We start from the raw sequence: 18336 nt of genomic DNA on the forward strand, positions 1-18336 counted from the left end.
TTATCAGGTATCGTAGAGTTTAGATAAAAAGGGGGGATACATATGAAGAGCGTACGACTCAAGTTTGGAACGTCCGACGGAAAAAAACGAACCATCTCCCTGCGATATCCACGGGCAGATATAACAGAGCCTGAGGTCCGCAGTGCCATGCAGGCCCTTATCGATAACAACATTTTTGTAAATGGCCTTACTGCTATTGCAAGCGCAGAGATGGTAGAGACCACTGTGACTCCTCTTATTGAAGGGTAAACGACTATAAAGGCGGCCGGGAATTTCCCGGTCGCCTTTTCATGCTTCTAAAAGGAGGTGATAGAGATGGAGGACTTTTGGTCCTTGTGTCTTCAAAATGGCTTTTCTGTGGCGGTAGCAGCCTATCTGCTTGTACGTATGGAGAAAAGGCTTGACGAACTCACGGAAGCCATCCGGCGCCTCGAAAGCGCTATCACACATATTGGAGGAGGCATGAACAGTGAAACAGCTTCTTAATGATTTCCAGCTTACACCCCACTTTAACTTGCGGGAATTTCAATGTCGTTGTTGTCAACAGGCAAAAGTATGGCCTCAATTGCCGCTATGCCTTGAAAAACTGAGAACCCTTTGGGGAAAACCTCTTATTCTCACGAGTGGATACCGTTGCCCAACCCATAACAAAGAAGTAGGCGGTGTCCCTCATAGTCTTCATATGAAAGGTTGTGCTGCAGACGTGGTAGTTATGCATAAATATCAATCCCATTTCTGCAAATTAGCAGAAAAAACCGGATTCCACACCATCTTGCCCTACGGTCGTCGTAACTTCGTTCATCTCGCCATAAAAATCAACCAAAAGAGGGTGAGAATGGAGTGAGTGCCAATAAACGAATTGAAGAAACAGAAAAATTTAAGTGTTGGGTTCGTCACTTTATTGAAATAACGGCACGACGATATGTTGGTAGAGGTGCCGAGTTTGAAGATTTGAAACAAGAAGGCATTATAGCCTATCTCTTTCTTATACAAAAATGCCCGCCGGAAAAGTCTAAAAAAGAGTATATTTCCAAACGATTACCGGGGCGAGTTCGAGACGCAGCCAGGCGATATCGCAGAACTCCTTACGCCTGCGAGTTTACCCCTCAACTTGAAGTGGTAATGGCAGCCCCGAGGAAAAACCTTCCTATTGAATATATCGATATGCTAGAGCGCTATTTTACCCGGGAAGAGATCTTCCTTATCCAGGCACTTTTCTTAGGGTATACGCAGAAAGAAATAGCTGAAAAGTTACAACGTACCCAACAGGCTGTGAGTGCTCGCATAAAGAAGATACGGCGCAAAACGAGGAATATTCTTCATCGTTATTGGCCGCTATAAACTTTTAAGGGAGCCAGATGTGGCTCCCTTCCCCCGCTATCATGATATAATTTCAAATATTGCCTCTCAAGCAAAATATATCCATGGAGATAGTAAAAAACATGAACAAACACTTTATTGGCATTCTTTTTGCACTCTGCACAGGAATTTCCTGGGGCGTGGTGAGTCCTTTAGGGCGTGCTCTTGCCCTTCGAGGTGTGGATATGGCAACAGTTATAGTGCTGCGAGCCTTTCTCGTTACCATCTGCTGTGGCACCTACCTGGCATGGTGCGACCGCGCCTCCCTGAAAAAGACAGTACAGGAACAGGGGCTTCTTTTTATCTACGGTATTCTCTCTGTAGTGTGCACCTATACGGGATTTCTTTACTCTTTAAAATATCTCACAGTTTCTGCCGCCCTTATTATTCACTACACCTTCCCTCTCGTCACCCTCATAGGTGGAATTTTTATTACGCGGGAACGCCCCACCTTCGCCCAGATTGTGTCGGCTTTTCTTATTCTTCTCGGTGTATGGGTGGGCATGTTTTTCGGAAAAGGCGGAGCTCAAAACATTGCCCTTCCAGGAATTCTTTGGGGGCTTGTAGCCGTTATGGGGCTAGCCGGTCAATCTCTCTTGGGGCGAAAAATAGCGAAAGAAGGACGCATTACCCAAGGCAGCCTTATTTTTTATTCCCATCTCTGGGGTGGACTCTGCATGGTTCTTGCAAAGCATCTCTCTGCTGGATGGCACGATATTGCACTCCTTTCCCGCAGCGATTGGGGATCTATCTTCCTTCTCACCGCTATAGGAAGCTTGTTGGCGTACGCAGCGTACTACACAGCCCTTAAATATATTTCAGCCACAGCTGCCAGTCTTGTATGTACAGTGGAAATAGTAACGGGCATTAGCCTTGCCGCTCTCTTGAGCAAAGAGATGCCAACGACCAACGAAATATGGGGCAGTGCCATTATTATTCTCGCCATCTTTCTTGCAGCTCTGCCGCCAGACCTTTTCCAGCGGCGCCCGCGGCATTCCATGCGAGATAATGCGTAAAAAGAGGTGTAGATTAAGGGAAGCACTTTTTTAGAGAAGGTGCTTCCCTTGTTTTTTGACAATCTCTATTTTGAGTAATAAAATGACTCAAAAAGGGAAAGGAAATATTCAATAACACATGCTTGAATCTCTTATCACATCAAAAACCCGAATAAAACTGCTTTTAAAATTCTTTCTGAACCCGGAAAACAAAGGGTATTTGCGGGAACTCTCCGATGAATTTGGCGAGTCGACTAACGCTGTGCGGGTAGAACTGAATCGCCTTACAGAAGCAGGCCTCTTAGAGACCCACGACGAAGGTCGAACAAAAGTCTATAGGGCCAACATAAAACACCCGCTCTTTCCAGAAATACGGGCCATTGTGGCAAAAACGCTTGGAATCGACCAACTTGTGGATCAGGTTATAAAACGCCTTGGCAATGTGGAACTTGCCTTTATAACTGGAGACTATGCAAAAGGTATTGACTCTGGCCTTATCGACCTAGTGCTTGTTGGTGACATTGACAGGGCATACCTGCAAAGCCTGATAGACAAACTTGAAAAGATGATTGAACGGAAAATTCGTGTTTTGGTACTGAAGCAAGACGAATTGCAGATGTTGAGTGATACTTTTGCTGATAATGTACTTGTGGTTTGGGAGATGTAATGTGGACAATATGGTTAAGATTATTAGTGGAGAAAGAATAATGAAAAAAATATTAATGATATTAATAATGATTGTTATGATTTTGAATTTTTTTTGTGGGGCATCTTTTGCATCCTCTAAAAAAAATTTCAGAGAGAATTCTTGCATTGTTGATAATATTGATGAAGCACTTTGGCAAAAAACAGTGGAAATATACTTGAAAGACGATCTTTGGACAGAGCAAAATGCATATGATGCGTGTCATTATTTAATGGTACCTATGCATGCGGCTTTTCTTTTGAGGAAATATGAGTGGGAAGAACAATTTAATACTCATTTTTTGCGGTTTTTAGAAGCTTATCAAAATGGTAATGCTATTGTAGAAGGGAGACTTAATAGGCTTCATTATTTTTATTTAATGAGTCGTTTTTTAGCGCTGTCTTTAAATTCAAATAATTATGGTATTTTACAAAAAGAGTTGCAAAAAATATTATATGACGAGATAGAAATTTTATGGACTAAAGACCCCGCATGGATGTGGGGGAAGAAGCCCTTTATTGGGGGGATGCGCGAGAGATTCGCATGGAAATTCTCTGGTGCTAAACTCCCTTATAGTTATTGCAAGGCTGTTATTGATGAGGAATTATTTGTTTTTTCGATCGCAGCTGATTTACGAAGTATAGAGCGTGTTGTTAAAACAAGGGCAACATGGTCTCCTCTCATTAGTGATATCTTAGATGCAGCATATGATGTTTTTAAAAAAGAAAGCAGTTTTTTAAGTGATGATGGTTGGCTTTTCCAAATAGGCGTATGGGCAGACCATGGGGATTATGCGTATGTTGGACATTTACAGAAAGGGACTAATTTAGAACCTAAACCATTACGAGACGTGTCTTCTGATGTATCTCATAGCCATAGGTTTCCTCTTTGGATATTAAGTTTACGAGATGCATATGAAAGCTCAGACGAGGAATACCAATATTATGAAAAAGTAAGAAAAGGCTTAGCAAAACAATTTACAGAGAAAGTATTGATCCCCCCTTCCAATGTTTTCCAGGCGTACAGAACTACTAATTTTATGGACGGGAGAAATGGTATTTATAGGTGGAATTATAAAACCCAAGGACCAAATAATGGGTATGGCCCATATGAATTATCAGGGACATTCATGCTTGGTTGGTGGGCTTTTTGTGGTTCTAAAATAATAGATGATTCCTATGGTGAGATGGTAAAAGCTTTCCCTCTAAGTGAAAGAATTATATCTGTATATACCGGACCCAACACAACTAGAGAAAGACATTCCCTTGTTAAATTTCCAGATTTTTTCAAGAATGGATATTCAGAGTTGTTAGTTAGATTAGCTAGTAAAATGCCTGTGTTCTAGAAGAGAAGAGGTGCTCTTAGAATATAAAGGCGGACAAATCTAAAAAGAAATTGCATTTTACATGTTATTTCAATTTATTAATAGGGTGAAGGTTTGATTTCAATGAAGTATTTTTTGCCTCGCTTAATTGAAAATCTAAAAAACAAATTTAAATCAGAATCAGCAGTCAAAAGCGTTTCCCTCTTAGCTGGAGGTACAGCTATTGGTCAGGCTATTTATGTTTTTGTAACCCCTATTTTATCTAGGCTCTATTCTCCTTCAGATTTTGGGGTTTTAGCCATATATGCAGCCTTACTAAGCATTTTGGGGGCTTTTACAAGCTTATCATATCATTTAGCTATACCTCTGCCTGAGGAAGATGCTTCAGCTACAAACCTACTTGTTTTAAGCTGTTTGGCACATGCAGGAGTAGTTTGCTTTCTATCTCTTGTTATCTATTTTAAGGGGGACTTTTTTTTAGCTAAATGTGGTTGGGAGGCAATAAAACCGTACCAATGGCTCCTTCCTTTAGGGGTTTTTTTTACCGGTCTATATACGATATTAACCTACTTTGCACTTCGATTTAAAGCCTATCAAACCATTGCGCAAACAAAGGTAACCCAAAAATTGTTTGGTGCGGGAACAAGTGTTTTAATGGGGGTAACAGGTTTTACACCCTCTGGTTTGTTATGGGGGCAGATTATAGGTATGACAGGCGGAATTACTTCTCTTGTTCGTATAACGAAAAAAAACTTTTCCCTAAGCGTAGTCAATAAAAAAATGTTAGCAATCGTTGCTAAAAAATATTACAATTTCCCTCTTTATCAAACGTGGGGAACCCTCCTTAACGTGCTAAGTATACAAATAATGCCACTTTTGCTCGCCTCTTTTTTCTCCTCAGATGTAACTGGATGGTTTGCTATGAGCATGAGAGTTCTTCAGCTGCCCGCCAGTTTTTTAGGTCAGTCTATAGGACAGGTTTATTTTCAGAAAGCAAGCGTTGCACAAAGGGAAAAACGGTTATCAGATGTAACGGTTCGTACTCTTAAGGCTTTGGTTACTTTAGGGACATTCCCTATTTTATCTTTAGGTTTTATAGCCCCGGATCTTTTTCCTTTAATCTTAGGGGACAGTTGGAAGATAGCTGGTTACTATACTCTTTTCCTTGCTCCTTACCTATGGATGCAGTTTTTATCATCTCCTATCTCTGCTACTTTTTTGATAGTGAATAAACAAAAGTATTTAACTCTTTTTCAAGGATTCATGTTACTTATGGGTGTGGCATCTCTCTATATAGGCTATTTAGTCCAAGGTACTTATGCCCCTATTATTATTTATGGAATAGGGAAATTTATAGTCTACTTCTTGTACCTCGTTATTATTATGAAATTGGTGGGCAAAGGCATAAGCGAATATTTAGGAGGAATAATAAAGGAGTTTTGTATTGCTATGTTACTTATTATTCCAATAATAGTTACTCAATCTTATCGAGCACCAGCGTTTTTTAATATAGGTGCATGGATTTTTTCTAGCTTAATTTACGTGTTTTGGATTCTCAAAAGAAAGCTCTTGGTGTGATTAAAAAATTTGATTATCAAATATCTTTTCTTTGGCTCGATTCAGATTTGCAGTTTTCGCTAACCAAAGCAAGAAAACTGCAAGGGCTAATCCGTGAGTAAGAAGTCCCGTTGTTAGATCTGAGCTCATGAAAACAGTAATAATAGGAACAGCAATGAGAGAACTTCCTACCCATAGGGGAAGTTTATTGTACGTCGTGTCATCTGTGAACTTCAAAACAAGACCAAGTAAGAATGCATAAAAAACTATCCCCCAATAGCCCATGTGGGCATATCCTGTACCAAGAAAACCAGTATTTGCCCATGCTTGAGGATTTTGCCCTATAAATGTACTTACGAGTAGAGGTGGTGCTATATCGTATGGATAGTTTATAAATTTTTTTAAGAAACTATTAGAAAAATATACCATGGGATTGTTTTGAAAAAAAGCAAAGTACTTGAAGTTTAAGAAAGCAGGAACGAAAAGTAGCCTTCTTACATAGAGGCTTAAAGGCCAAATATTGTTAAAAAAAGAGTATATAGTAAGAGAAAACCAACTTCCTAACAAGTAAAGGGTTGGTAGAAGAAGGGATAGTCGTTTTTTTTGACTGATATATTTTATCAACACGATCACAAGAGGAAAAAATAATACTGACTTGTGGGCAGAAACAGCGAAGAAGAAAACTTGTAATATGAGAGAAATAGCTATTAGTAACTTTTTATTTTTATACAAAGACCATGTAAAAATAAACATATTGAAAACTTTGAAAACCCAATTATTGAGATAGGCGTACAAACCTTGAGCGACTACATGAGCAGATGCCCTGCGAAATTCGTATACTTTTGATAATTTTAAATTGAAGAAACGGAGACCGCCTAGCGATATAATATGCAATGTTACGAGGAAGATAAAAAATATAGAGATACCAAACGCAATTTTATAGCCCTTGTATAATGTTTTAGGACTAACTGATGGAAAAAGAAAATTTACACAAATTAAAATGATGAAAAAAGAAAGGATACATACTGCCATATATTCGTGGGTGGCAAACGAGAAAGCATAAATTGTGAGCATAGGAATAAGAGGGCATAATGCTAATATGTGTAAAAAAAGATCAGAGGTTTTTTTAACTTTCACGGGAACACTTATAGAAAGTAAAAATACATAAATAAATGAAATAACGTAAGCACTAAAGGATTTGGATAAAACAAATCCCATATATCCCCATAGTGGAACTATATATGAGCAGTACATAAAATCTAATGATACTTTTATAAGAAAATATAGAAGTATCATTAGGAGGCGATCTTTTTTTATAGTAAATTTCATTTTATACTTTCCCTCTTTAACGTTCCCAGTTCTTTCTTTATTGTTTTTTATTTTCCTCATACGCCACCGCTATATTTCCCACTGTTTTAATAGGGATTGCCTTGCCATCAAATACATTAATGATAGTAATATTGGAATTAATTATGTAAATGATTTGCCAGCCTGCTGTGTTTCTGTGGTGTCGTTTGTTATTCCATTACCGATAGCAAGAGCCCTTATCATATATGCAGGAAACACTATATATTCTGTACCATTTGCCTAAATTATCACGATTAAGTAAACATAATCGAATAAGTCATAACGGAGCATGTATCTTATCTGCCAGCAACAGAAATTTTTTTACGAGCGATGTAGTGACTCGTCAAAAGCTCTATTTCACTTCACTTTATGTCTATCTCAAATAAGGTACACATAAAAATTTTATTAAAAGCAATAAAATTAGTCGTTTTTCCTAAACCCAGGCACTAATGTACTCAAAGTTACTACGGGTTGATCATAGTTGGCAGAAACGCTTTTTAAGCTTCGTATAGGCATTACCGTATTGAGAGCAACGTTTTTATTTCCGTTATCGCTATATATATCGATACGTATAGCAGATGCGAGTATGGGATTGCTGAAAGAAAGAAAAATATCTTTTTGGATGTTCTTTTCTGTGCTCCATATTTTTACCCATTTGTCATTTTGAAAAAGTGAAACCGATAGAGACAGGGGAGCAGCTTTTTGAAAATGTGCACCTATAAATACCCCTTCAAGAGCTTCCTCGGATGCCATATGAACCTCGTAGTATGTGGGGAATTTATTATGAGACCAATAACGGTTGCCAAACCACCCGGCTGCTTCATCCGGTCCATGTGTATTGGGATTAGTAGAACCTTTAGCGTTTCTTATATCCTTTACCTCTTCGTATTTTTTAAATAAAATTGCTGCATGTAAAAATTCAGGCTTCTTTGTAATCTCAAATAATTTTTCGAGCTGCCAAACATGTAGAGCATTATAGCCATTTCTGGGAGCAATGATTGGCTGATCCCCATCTTTAACTTTGAGAGAGTAAAAAGAAGAAAACCCTGCATCGAAATCGTGTAGATGGTTACGAACAGTAGCTATTCCACGAGTTACAACATCGTATACTTTTTTATCAGAAGTTAGATTCGCAATGTCAATTAAGCCGAGTAGACCCGTTATATGCCCATTTAAAATGCAAAATTCTTTGCAATCAGGACTCGCTACTTCTTGTATCCATAAACCCATTTCACCGCTAGTGACCACGCCACCAGAGGACATAGGATGAAAATAAACTTCTATTGCCTTTTTAGCAACATTTTCAAAATCCTGGTTACCAGTGATTTCATAGGCTCTAAGAAGAACGCCAGCAATCAGAGATTGTCCAATCCCCGAAATCCAACCAGGTTTGGCTCCAAAATATGTATTTTCAAAAGGATATATCCAATAGGCCATCCCTTTTCGCTCTTCTTTGTACGAAGAAAGCAGAAATTTTGCTTGCAGAAGAAAATCATTTTTTAGATTATCATCTGTACAATTAGTCTTGTACCAGTCGTTATATAGTGCATGCGCATACCTAGCTATAAAAAAGGGGTTGTGCCACTTTCCCAGCGAATTGTAGGCTTTCCCATAATCAAATACCAGTATTCTGTTTTTGTCTAAAGAGCGTCTTCCGGAGTTTGCATATTCTGTTGCTGAAGATGTTATACCGTATTTAAATGGCGCTAAATTGGCACTTTCAGAACGCCCCGCACAAAATAAAGAAATGATAGTTATCATGATTAGACTTATTAATTTAAAGGTAAATGTGGGAAAGTTAATGTTGTTTATCGTTTTTTTTAACATGCTCAAAGGTCACCCCTGTGATTATGTTTTATGTAAAGTTTTATAATTTTTTGGCACCTCTTTTTGTTGCTTTACTGGGGTAATTTTCATAAACACACTTGTGACGCGTATATATCTTAAATTTTTCTGTTAAGCTCTAAAGCTATTTTTTGTCAAGAACTCCTTTTATTATCGATTCTCATACGCCGCTTCAATAATCTCCACAGTCTTTCGTGCCTCTCGTCCGGTCACTAATGGTTCTACTTTGCCATCAAAAACATCAACAACGTGGCGATAGTAATCGAGATGTCCGAAGCCGTAAACACTTTTAGGGTTCGTGTCAGCTTCGCAAATGGCTTTGTCCATTGGGCTGTTATCGGCAAACTGCCATGTTTCTACCTTATTCATGGCGACACCGCCAATGCGTACCGTTCCCTTTTCGCCCAGTATAGTAAGGCTCCCTTCGAGGTTTTTGGGGTAGGTGAGGGTAGTAACGTTAATAGAGCCGAGAGCGCCGCTTCTGAATTTAAGGTTAACTACAATAGTATCTTCTGCTTCAATACGTCGTGCAAGTGTAGAGCTGAAGGCACTAACGTCTTCTACAGCTCCTCCCATCCACTGAACCATATCTACATAATGAGCGGCTTGATTTGAAAGGCATCCACCATCGAATTCCCATGTCCCTCGCCATTTAGCTTGGTCATAGTATTCTTGGGGGCGGGTCCAAAATACATTAGATGAGATCATGTAAAGCTGACCAAACCGACCAGCTTCAAGGGCTTTTCGTAGAAGCTGAATGGTTTTATTGAATCGATTTTGTTTTATGACAAGATAGAGTACCTGTGCAGCGTCACAAGCGTCTATTGCGGCATCTACTGATTCAAGAGATGTTCCAGCTGGTTTTTCACTGATGGAATGTTTACCAGCCTGAGCTGCCATTATAACGTGGTCTGGGTGAAGCCCAGATGGAGTGCAGATGGAAACCGCATCAAATTTACCATCATTAAGCATGTGTGAATAGTTATAATAGGGTGTACACCCTATCTGGGAAGCTACAGAATCAGCCTTTTCTTGAACAATATCACAGCAAGCGACGAACTCCGCTTTCCCTTCTTCTTTTAATGTCGATAAAGCCTCTATGTGGTTTTTACTGATTCGGCCACAGCCGAGCAAGGCAAACTTATACATGACGGATAACTCCTTTTTATAGAATATGTAACGTATTCAAGGTTTCTGGTTTTATGTTAAGAATCTGACTCAAAATATTCTTGGTATCGAATATCAATTGAGCGTTTTCAGCAATAAGCCGATAGTCAACATTTTCTTTATGAGCGGTTGTAATGATTACAGCATCCGCTTTTTGTACAACGTCCTTTGTAAGTGGTGTAGAAAGTATCTTTTTACCCTTCCACGCCACAGAAGGGCAACAAGGGTCGAAATATGTAACAATGGCTCCCTTTTGTTCAAGAAGCTTCCATATTTTTAAGGCTGGAGACTCTCGCAGATCATCAATATCTCCCTTGTAGGCCACGCCGCAAAGAAGAATGGAACTCTTTTTAAGGGGTTTTGCTTGTTCGTTAAGAAGATTCATAAGCCGCTCAACTACATGTTCTGGCATGGAGTCGTTAATTTCTCCGGCTAATTCAATAAGCCTAGTATGGTAATCATAGGCTCTGGCTTTATACGTGAGGTAGAAAGGATCTATGGGAATACAATGTCCGCCAACACCGGGGCCAGGGTAGAAAGGCACAAAACCAAAGGGTTTTGTGGCAGCTGCATTAATAACTTCCCACACATTAATACCCATCCTGTTGCAGACAAGGGCCATTTCGTTGGCGAGAGCACAGTTAACGATACGGAAAGTATTTTCAAGAATTTTCGTCATTTCTGCTTCTTTAGGGGAAGAAACGGCACAGACAGGGGCATTAAGCACAGCTTCGTACAAAGCTTTTGCATGCTCTGTACATAAGGGAGTACATCCGCCAACAACTTTAGGAGTGTTTTTAGTTTTATAAATATGATTCCCAGGGTCTACGCGTTCTGGAGAAAAAGCGAGGTAGAAATCTTTGCCAACTTTTAACCCTTTCTCTTCAAAAAGAGGCAAGAGGACTTCTTCTGTAGTACCTGGATAGGTAGTAGATTCCAAAACAATGAGCATTTCTTTATGTATATGGTCTGCTACAGATTGTGCAGAACTTACCACATATGAAAGGTCTGGTTGCTTGAACACATCTAAAGGAGTAGGAACGCAAATAGCGATAACGTCACATGTACCAATTTCTGCAAAGTCACTAGTAGCTTTCAGGTGACCTGAAGCGACTAACTCTTTAAGTTCTTGGGGGATAATGTCACCTATGTAGTTCTCTCCTTTGTTTACTTTCTCGACCTTCTCTGATTGAATATCGAAACCAGTGACGTGAAAACCGGCTTTTGCTTTTTCTACGGCTAATGGAAGGCCAACATAACCAAGGCCAATAACACCAACGGATGCTGTTTTTGATTGAATTTTTTGCAGTAACGTCATTTTAACACTCCTGTATACAAGACAAAGTTTGTCTATTTATCAAAAAAGATTTGGTTTTCTATAAGTTGTTCTTCTGGAACGTTTCGTAAGTAGCGAGCAGGCGTTCCGGCAACGATAACTCGAGGCGGAACGTTTTTAGTAACAATGGCTCCAGCTGCTATTAAAGCATCTTCTCCTATTTCTACGCCGGGTAACAGTGTAGCATTAGCTCCTATTCTTGCCCCACGGCGAAGTATAGGACCTCCAAAATGCTTTTTTCGTACTTCTGTTCGTCCAAGAAAATTATCATTTGTAAAGGTTACTTCTGGGGCAACGAAACAATAATCTTCTATAGTTGACATAGCGGTTATATATGCTTCTGTTTCTATCTTGCATTTTCGGCCAATAGTTACTTTGTTTTCGACAGTTACACCTCGACCGATAATAGTCAGTTCCCCTATTTCTACGTCTTCTCGAATAGAAGCCATATCGCCAATAAAAACTTGATCGCGAAGAAGAGCTCCTCTATAAATAATACACCCAGCTCCAACAGTAACGGCTTGACCTAAAATGAGGGGGGGTAATTCTCGCTCTTCACCTGTTGTAGCAGAAAGAGAAGCTTTTGCCGGTTTTTTGCCTAAAACGACGTTATCCATTATCTTACAGAAGCTCCCAATACGAACACCTGAATGGATAATGACATTGTGCCCAATTTCGACATCGTTACCTATAATTACATCTGATTCTATAATCACATTGTAGCCCAATTTTATATTTGCCCCTATTTGAACTTGAGGGGATATAAGTTTTGCTTTTCCATCATTCATGTTTTACGCTCCTTCTTCGAGCAGTTTCTTGTAAAAAGTTAAAAGTTTTTTCTTTTCCCTCTCCCAATTATAAGTGTTCTGAACAGCTTTTAAACCATCTTGCCCCATTTTTTCTGCCTCGTTTGGGTGTTCTAAAATCCATTTCATTGCCTCGGCAATTTCTTTGGGGCATAGGGGATTTACAAGTAACCCACATTGAGCGTCTTCAATGATCTGACGCCATAAAGGAAAGTCTGAAGCTATTACAGGAATTCCTGCTGACATGTATTCAAATAATTTGTTGGGTTGAGATGAAATATGGTTAGGAGCAGGGAGAAATAAAACAAGCCCGGCTTTTGTTTCCCCTAGTATTTGTGCAACTTTTTCCCTATCGACAAAACCTTCATATTGAACTTTTTCCCACCCTTTATACGATTTAACTTCCTCATATAGATTTTCAGGGCTAAATTCCCCTCCAAGGATGAGCGTTATTTGAGGATCCTCTATATATTTCAATGCTTTTATCATTTCGTTGATGCCACGAATGGCAGTTATTCCGCCAATATAAGCAAAAGAAGGGGAACGATTTGCATAATTTTTAGCTTCTATTAAGGCCAATTCCCCAAGTATGGGAAAGTTCTGAACTAATATAGTTTTATGAGGAGGAAAACGTTTTTGTATTAATGGAGTTACTGTTATGATCCCATCGAAAAATTTAGCTCCAATCCATTCTACAAGTTCAGCTATAGATGCAATAATCTTGCGACTCCAACTTGGCAACCATTCTTTAGTTAGTATTTGACGTGGAAGATCTTCATGCACGTCATATATGACCTTTTTCCCCATAAACTTAAGTACAAGTCCCATAAAAACAAGTTCTGGATCATGAAAATGATAAAGGGAAGCTTTTAGTTTGAGAGCTTCTTTTAGGGCGTGCCATTGACCACGTATCAAACGGAGAAAACGGCTGTATTCTTTAGGGATAAATTTTATATTCACAGGAACGTCTGTTAAAGACATTGGAGTTTCTGGAGCTATTAAAAATACTTCATAGCCTGCTTTGCTCAATGAGTGGCATTCTTTTATAAAAATTCGAGTGTCATTTGCAGGATGTACAGTTGTAATGTGGCATATTCTTTTTCCCATTAATTACGACCTCAGTTTTTCAAAGTTGAAGTTATAGCTTTCACTATTAATTTTGAGGCTTCTCCCTTACCATAAAGGTTGTCTGGGTATGCAGCAGACTTATTCCCTAACGTCTGAGGCAAGACCTCTTTTGCCATATTTGCTGGTACAAGCTGATTCCAACCAGATTCTATAATCTCTCTCCAACCTGTATCGGGCATAATTACGGCTGCTTGTTTTTTTGCAAAATACGCTTCTTTTTGAAGTCCGCCACTATCAGTTACGACATTTGCACATCCTTCGAGTAGGCCCATGAGTTCCAAATAGCCAATAGGTTCAATAATGTTCATAAAGTCAAGATATTTGGTAAGGTTAAATTCTTCTATGCGTTTTTGTGTTCTGGGGTGCATAGGAAATACAATCGTTAGCCCCATTGCTTTAGAGTAAGAATGTAGCCCTTCAAGAATAGAAACGAGATTTTCTTTATTATCTACGTTGAAATCTCGATGGAGAGTTACAAGTGTATATTTACCTTCATGAAGATGAAGACGTTGCAATATTTTATCTTTTAGAAAGTATGGTTTCATTCGAAGAAAAAGGTCATACATTATGTCCCCAGAAATAAAAACACCGTCTATGATGTTTTCTTTTTGAAGGTTTTGTCGAGAAAGTTCAGAGCAACAAAAAAGAAGAGATGATAAATGGTCTGTCACAACACGATTAATTTCTTCCGGCATGTCTTTAGGGCTCTGACGGATTCCAGCTTCAATATGAGCTACAGGAATTTTAAGTTTAGCAGCGGCTAAAGCTCCAGCTACAGTGGTGTTTGTGTCCCCATATACAATAACTATGTCTGGTTTTTCTCGAAGAAGAATGTCTTCAAACTTTTCAAGTACCAATGCAGTTTGTTTCCCATGACGAGAGGATCCAACCTCTAAGAAATACTGAGGAGTTGGAATATGCAGTTCTTCGAAAAAAAGATCCGACATATTGGCATCATAATGTTGGCCTGAATGAACCAGTATATGGTTCCAAGCATTTGTTTTATGAACTTCAGATGCAATAACTGCTTCTTTTACGAACTGGGGGCGTGCCCCAACGAGGGAAACGATTTTATTTTTCACGATGTTGTTCTCCTGAATAGCAAAAATTTTTACCTTTAATTTAGATGTTAATATTATACGAGTTTTTTAAGTTGGGTATTGAGCTTTTCTGCTAACTTTTCCCAATCATAATATTCCTGTGCGTACTTCAGGCCCTTTTCGCTCATTCTATTTCTTTCTTCAGTGCTTAAGTCCTGAAATTTCAAAAGAGCTTCTGGCAGGTTTTGAGCTGATGGAATAGCAAATCCAGCACCAGATTCTAAAACTGGATTTCGCGCATATTGTCCAATAGAAAGAATAGGTTTACCAGAAGCATGGTAATCTGCTAATTTATTTGGACTGATGCCATATTGAAAAATTGTAGTTGACGATGAGGATAAATTAAACAACAGCAAATCTGCTTGGTTAAAAACAGTTCCTATCTGTGATTTGGGTACGGGATGGTGTATAAAACAAGGTAAGTTGTTATCTTTAATGTAACGAGATAGAGATTCTTTTAAAGGTCCATCCCCCCAGAAATGAAATTCAAACTTTTTAAGTTTTTCTTTATTTGCTTGAATGGTCTCTAGAATTTCACTTATCCCATTGGCCTGTCCTAATGCCCCTGTATAAACAATGCGAAACAAATGGTCAGATCCTTCTTTTCTTTCGGAGGAGATGATAATGTCCCTAGAATCGTTGGTCGAATTAACATCAATATTAGTCCCATTTGTTATCCATAAAAACTTTTCTTCTGGGAGCTTCCACCGCTCTATATAATATTTTTTCATAAGGGGTGCCGTTGTAATAATTAAGGAAGCTTTTCTTGATAAAATTCTGTCAATTTTGTCAAAGTAGAATACCAACGGATTCCATTTTTTAATTCTACCAAGTTCTATTAAGGTCAAAGGCCATAAATCTCTGACCTCGTAAACAAATGGTACGTTATACATTTGCGATAATTTATAGCCCGCATAGGCTGCCCATGGATGAACAGTCGATCCTATAATAATATCCGGCTTGCCATATTTAGATTCGTTGGGTGAGAGAACCTTTATTGTTTTAAGATAAAAAGAGTACATGTTTCTTACCCGCCCTAAAGATGCGTTTCCGCTATACTGAGGCAAACTGATAGATAAGAATGGCACCCCATCATAAGTACGGAAAATAGAATTGCCGCTGAATTGTTCTTCTGGAAGAACAATATTTCCTAAGTGATCGAAAGTTCCATTAACAATCATGATATCATTTTGTAAAGAACAAAGCCTTTTTGCTAAATTAAAATGTCTCGTCCCTCCTGCAAATATAGGGGGGCGGGCGTGTTGGTTTATCCACCAAAGCTTCATCTATATCTCACCTTTTTATTCTTTTTGCCGGATTCCCTACGTAAATATCGTTGCCTTTCAACGAGGCAATAACGTTACTTCCAGCACCTACTGTAGCCCATTCATTTATTGTTATATTGGGAATGACAGTTGTTCCCACTCCGAGGAGGGAGCCTCTTTTAACTTGTATATTACCAGCTAAATGGCATCCTGGAGCGATATGTACGAAATCCCCAATATTGCAATCATGATCTATCGATGCACTTGTGTTAACGATAACATGTTTCCCTATTGTGACATCTGGTTGTATTATCGTTCCTGCAAAAACGACACTTCCTTCTCCTATGGAGACAGAAGAATGAACCATAGAAAATGGATGTATGGCTGTAACCCATTTAATATGTGGTAAACGAGAGGCTATTTTTTGACGAACTTTATTGTCCCCAATGGCAATAATAGCAGCAGTGCTTTTTTCTTCTAAAAGATGTATACCTCCAATGACCGGTATGTCCCAAATAGAAGTATTCCATAAAGCGGCATTGTCATCATAAATAGCATTTATAAGATATCCACAAGTTTGTAAAGTACTAATAACGACTTTTGCATGTCCACCAGCCCCAATAACACTTACTTTATTCATAATAATCTTCCCGTTGCTTTTCTAGTGCTGAGATATTTCCAGTAAAACGAGGCATTGTGACTTCACCTTGTGCAGAAATCCCTTCACGCCTTAGTACTGCTAGAATCGTTTTTATAATTATTTTTAGATCTAGCATAAAACTCCAGTTTTCTACGTACCACGTATCTAATGCAAACTTTTCTTCCCACGTTAAAGCGTTTCTGCCATTTACTTGGGCCCAACCAGTTATTCCTGGAAGTACATGAAGGCGTTTCCGTTGTTGCTCGTTGTAAAGGGTAACATATTCAATTAAAAGTGGGCGAGGGCCTACAACGCTCATCTCTCCTTTTAAAACATTGAGGAGTTCTGGCAGTTCATCTAAACTTGTGGATCTAAGAATTCTTCCAAATTTTGTAAGCCTCTCACTATCCGCAAGCAACTCTCCATTAGCATCTTTTTCATTCGTCATTGTTCTAAACTTATACATAGTAAAGATTTTTTCGTTGAGGCCAGGCCTTTGTTGTTTAAAAATGACAGGGCTACCAAGCTTTATTTTGACTAGCGCTGCAATTATTAAAAAAATGGGACTTAATACTACTATAGCTAGTAGTGCTAATGTAAAATCCAAAGGTCTTTTAAAAAAACGTCGATATATTCCGTGTCTATACGTTTTCATACCCTTTACCATAGCTTTTTAATAACATTAACAACTCTATGTAAGTCGTCATCTGTCATCTTTGTATCAGAAGGAAGACAAACACCGTTTTCGAACAGTTTTTCTGAGACATCTGCCCCAATATAATCATAATCTGCAAAGAAGGGCTGCATGTGCATTGGTTTCCAAATGGGTCTTGATTCTATATTATTCTTTTCAAGAGCTTCGATAATATCAAGAGGTTTTACGTTTCCACTTAAAGTCAGGCACGATAGCCAATAATTCGGTTCGTTCCAAGTGTTTATTGGCATAAAGTGAATGCCGTCTAATTGGCCTAGGTGTTTTTTATAAAATTCAAAGATATATTTTTTCTTGGCAATCCGTTGATCAAGCACCTTTAGTTGCCCCCTGCCAATACCAGCAACAATATTACTCATGCGATAGTTATATCCCAGTTCGCTGTGCTGATAGTGTCTTGCCTTGTCTCTGGCTTGCGTTGCCCAAAAGCGTACTTTTTTGGTTTTTTCTTCATTATTAGAAACAAGCATCCCACCACCTGAGGTAGTAATAATTTTGTTTCCATTAAAACTAAACACCCCATATTCGCCAAAAGTACCAGTATGCTTGCCTCTATAGCGAGTTCCCAAAGACTCTGCAGCATCTTCAATAACTGTGGCGTTATGCTTGTTGCAAATGCTCATAATATTATCCATGTCTGTTGATAGTCCATAAAGATGCACAATTAAAACAGCTTTTACCATAGGATATTTCTTAAAAGCCTTCTCTAACGCATCGGGGTCCATGTTCCACGTTTCATAATTACTATCTATAAAAACTGGCGTTGCGTTCTGGTAAATAATGGGATTAGCTGTTGCCGCAAAAGTGAGGCTCTGGCAGAACACAATATCTCCCTTATCTACCCCCGCCGCTTTAAGCGCCATATGTATAGCACCTGTTCCAGAAGACAATGCTACGGCATATTTTGCGCCAACCCGATTTGCCAATTCACTTTCGAAACCATCTACATTTTTGCCAAGAGGGGCAATCCAATTCGTGTCAAAGGCTTCTTGTATATATTGCATTTCATATCCTTCTTTGCTCATATGTGGAGATGAAAGCCAAATTTTATTCCCCATGGGGAGATCATC

The 18336-nt window shown here is 38.8% G+C and carries 19 protein-coding genes; 8 read left to right on the plus strand and 11 right to left on the minus strand.

Annotation, left to right across the window (positions count from 1 at the left end; translation table 11 throughout):
* Positions 1–42 precede the first annotated feature (42 nt).
* From K360_RS0101735 to K360_RS0101770, 8 genes are all read left to right on the plus strand, one after another.
* Positions 43–249 carry a DUF2922 domain-containing protein gene (locus tag K360_RS0101735; RefSeq protein WP_024821467.1) on the plus strand — a complete coding sequence of 69 codons (207 nt, stop codon included), beginning with the start codon at positions 43–45 and terminating at the stop codon, positions 247–249.
* A gap of 66 nt (positions 250–315) precedes the next feature.
* Complete coding sequence (locus K360_RS11165) at positions 316–486, plus strand: YvrJ family protein (protein ID WP_084043838.1); 171 nt, start codon at positions 316–318, stop codon at positions 484–486.
* On the plus strand, positions 470–844 hold the full coding sequence (locus K360_RS0101745) for a YcbK family protein (RefSeq protein WP_024821468.1): 375 nt from the start codon (positions 470–472) through the stop codon (positions 842–844). Before K360_RS11165 ends, K360_RS0101745 begins: the two co-directional genes overlap by 17 nt.
* Positions 841–1341, plus strand: coding sequence for a sigma-70 family RNA polymerase sigma factor (locus K360_RS0101750; RefSeq protein WP_024821469.1), 501 nt, complete (start codon positions 841–843; stop codon positions 1339–1341). Before K360_RS0101745 ends, K360_RS0101750 begins: the two co-directional genes overlap by 4 nt.
* 101 nt (positions 1342–1442) lie before the next feature.
* Positions 1443–2375: a DMT family transporter gene (locus K360_RS0101755; RefSeq protein ID WP_024821470.1), complete on the plus strand. Its 933-nt coding sequence runs from the start codon at positions 1443–1445 to the stop codon at positions 2373–2375.
* A gap of 118 nt (positions 2376–2493) precedes the next feature.
* On the plus strand, positions 2494–3021 hold the full coding sequence (locus tag K360_RS0101760; protein ID WP_024821471.1) for a winged helix-turn-helix domain-containing protein: 528 nt from the start codon (positions 2494–2496) through the stop codon (positions 3019–3021).
* Between the two features lies 1 nt (position 3022).
* Complete coding sequence (locus tag K360_RS0101765) at positions 3023–4384, plus strand: hypothetical protein (protein WP_024821472.1); 1362 nt, start codon at positions 3023–3025, stop codon at positions 4382–4384.
* 102 nt (positions 4385–4486) lie between these two features.
* Positions 4487–5941: an oligosaccharide flippase family protein gene (locus K360_RS0101770; protein ID WP_024821473.1), complete on the plus strand. Its 1455-nt coding sequence runs from the start codon at positions 4487–4489 to the stop codon at positions 5939–5941.
* Here the strand turns inward: K360_RS0101770 and K360_RS0101775 are convergent, their stop codons facing one another.
* The 11 genes from K360_RS0101775 to K360_RS0101825 all read right to left on the minus strand — a co-directional run bounded on the left by K360_RS0101775 (position 5942) and on the right by K360_RS0101825 (position 18324).
* Positions 5942–7249, minus strand: a complete 1308-nt coding sequence (locus K360_RS0101775) for a hypothetical protein (protein ID WP_024821474.1) — start codon at positions 7247–7249, stop codon at positions 5942–5944.
* Positions 7250–7687: 438 nt separating this feature from the next.
* The gene (locus tag K360_RS0101780; RefSeq protein ID WP_024821475.1) at positions 7688–9094 is read right to left on the minus strand and encodes a D-glucuronyl C5-epimerase family protein; all 1407 of its coding nucleotides are present in this window, start codon (positions 9092–9094) and stop codon (positions 7688–7690) included.
* A 168-nt stretch (positions 9095–9262) separates the two neighbouring features.
* A complete protein-coding gene (locus tag K360_RS0101785; protein ID WP_024821476.1) occupies positions 9263–10261 on the minus strand; it encodes a Gfo/Idh/MocA family protein in 999 nt (332 codons plus the stop codon).
* Between the two features lie 16 nt (positions 10262–10277).
* Positions 10278–11597: a nucleotide sugar dehydrogenase gene (locus tag K360_RS0101790; protein ID WP_024821477.1), complete on the minus strand. Its 1320-nt coding sequence runs from the start codon at positions 11595–11597 to the stop codon at positions 10278–10280.
* Between the two features lie 32 nt (positions 11598–11629).
* Positions 11630–12403, minus strand: coding sequence for an N-acetyltransferase (locus K360_RS0101795; RefSeq protein ID WP_034326175.1), 774 nt, complete (start codon positions 12401–12403; stop codon positions 11630–11632).
* Between the two features lie 3 nt (positions 12404–12406).
* Entirely contained in the window at positions 12407–13528 is a 1122-nt protein-coding gene (locus K360_RS0101800; RefSeq protein ID WP_024821479.1) for a glycosyltransferase family 4 protein, read from the minus strand.
* A gap of 11 nt (positions 13529–13539) precedes the next feature.
* The gene (gene wecB, locus K360_RS0101805; protein WP_024821480.1) at positions 13540–14631 is read right to left on the minus strand and encodes a non-hydrolyzing UDP-N-acetylglucosamine 2-epimerase; all 1092 of its coding nucleotides are present in this window, start codon (positions 14629–14631) and stop codon (positions 13540–13542) included.
* A 53-nt stretch (positions 14632–14684) separates the two neighbouring features.
* Entirely contained in the window at positions 14685–15935 is a 1251-nt protein-coding gene (locus K360_RS0101810; protein ID WP_024821481.1) for a glycosyltransferase family 4 protein, read from the minus strand.
* A 7-nt stretch (positions 15936–15942) separates the two neighbouring features.
* Positions 15943–16554, minus strand: coding sequence for an acetyltransferase (locus K360_RS0101815; RefSeq protein ID WP_024821482.1), 612 nt, complete (start codon positions 16552–16554; stop codon positions 15943–15945).
* A complete protein-coding gene (locus K360_RS0101820; protein WP_024821483.1) occupies positions 16547–17209 on the minus strand; it encodes a sugar transferase in 663 nt (220 codons plus the stop codon). The genes K360_RS0101815 and K360_RS0101820 overlap by 8 nt, the downstream gene beginning before the upstream one ends.
* A 5-nt stretch (positions 17210–17214) precedes the next feature.
* A complete protein-coding gene (locus K360_RS0101825; protein ID WP_024821484.1) occupies positions 17215–18324 on the minus strand; it encodes a DegT/DnrJ/EryC1/StrS family aminotransferase in 1110 nt (369 codons plus the stop codon).
* Between the last annotated feature and the right edge of the window lie 12 nt (positions 18325–18336).

It is taken from the genome of Aminobacterium mobile DSM 12262 (genome assembly GCF_000526395.1).
Classification (GTDB): Bacteria; Synergistota; Synergistia; order Synergistales; family Aminobacteriaceae; genus Aminobacterium; species Aminobacterium mobile.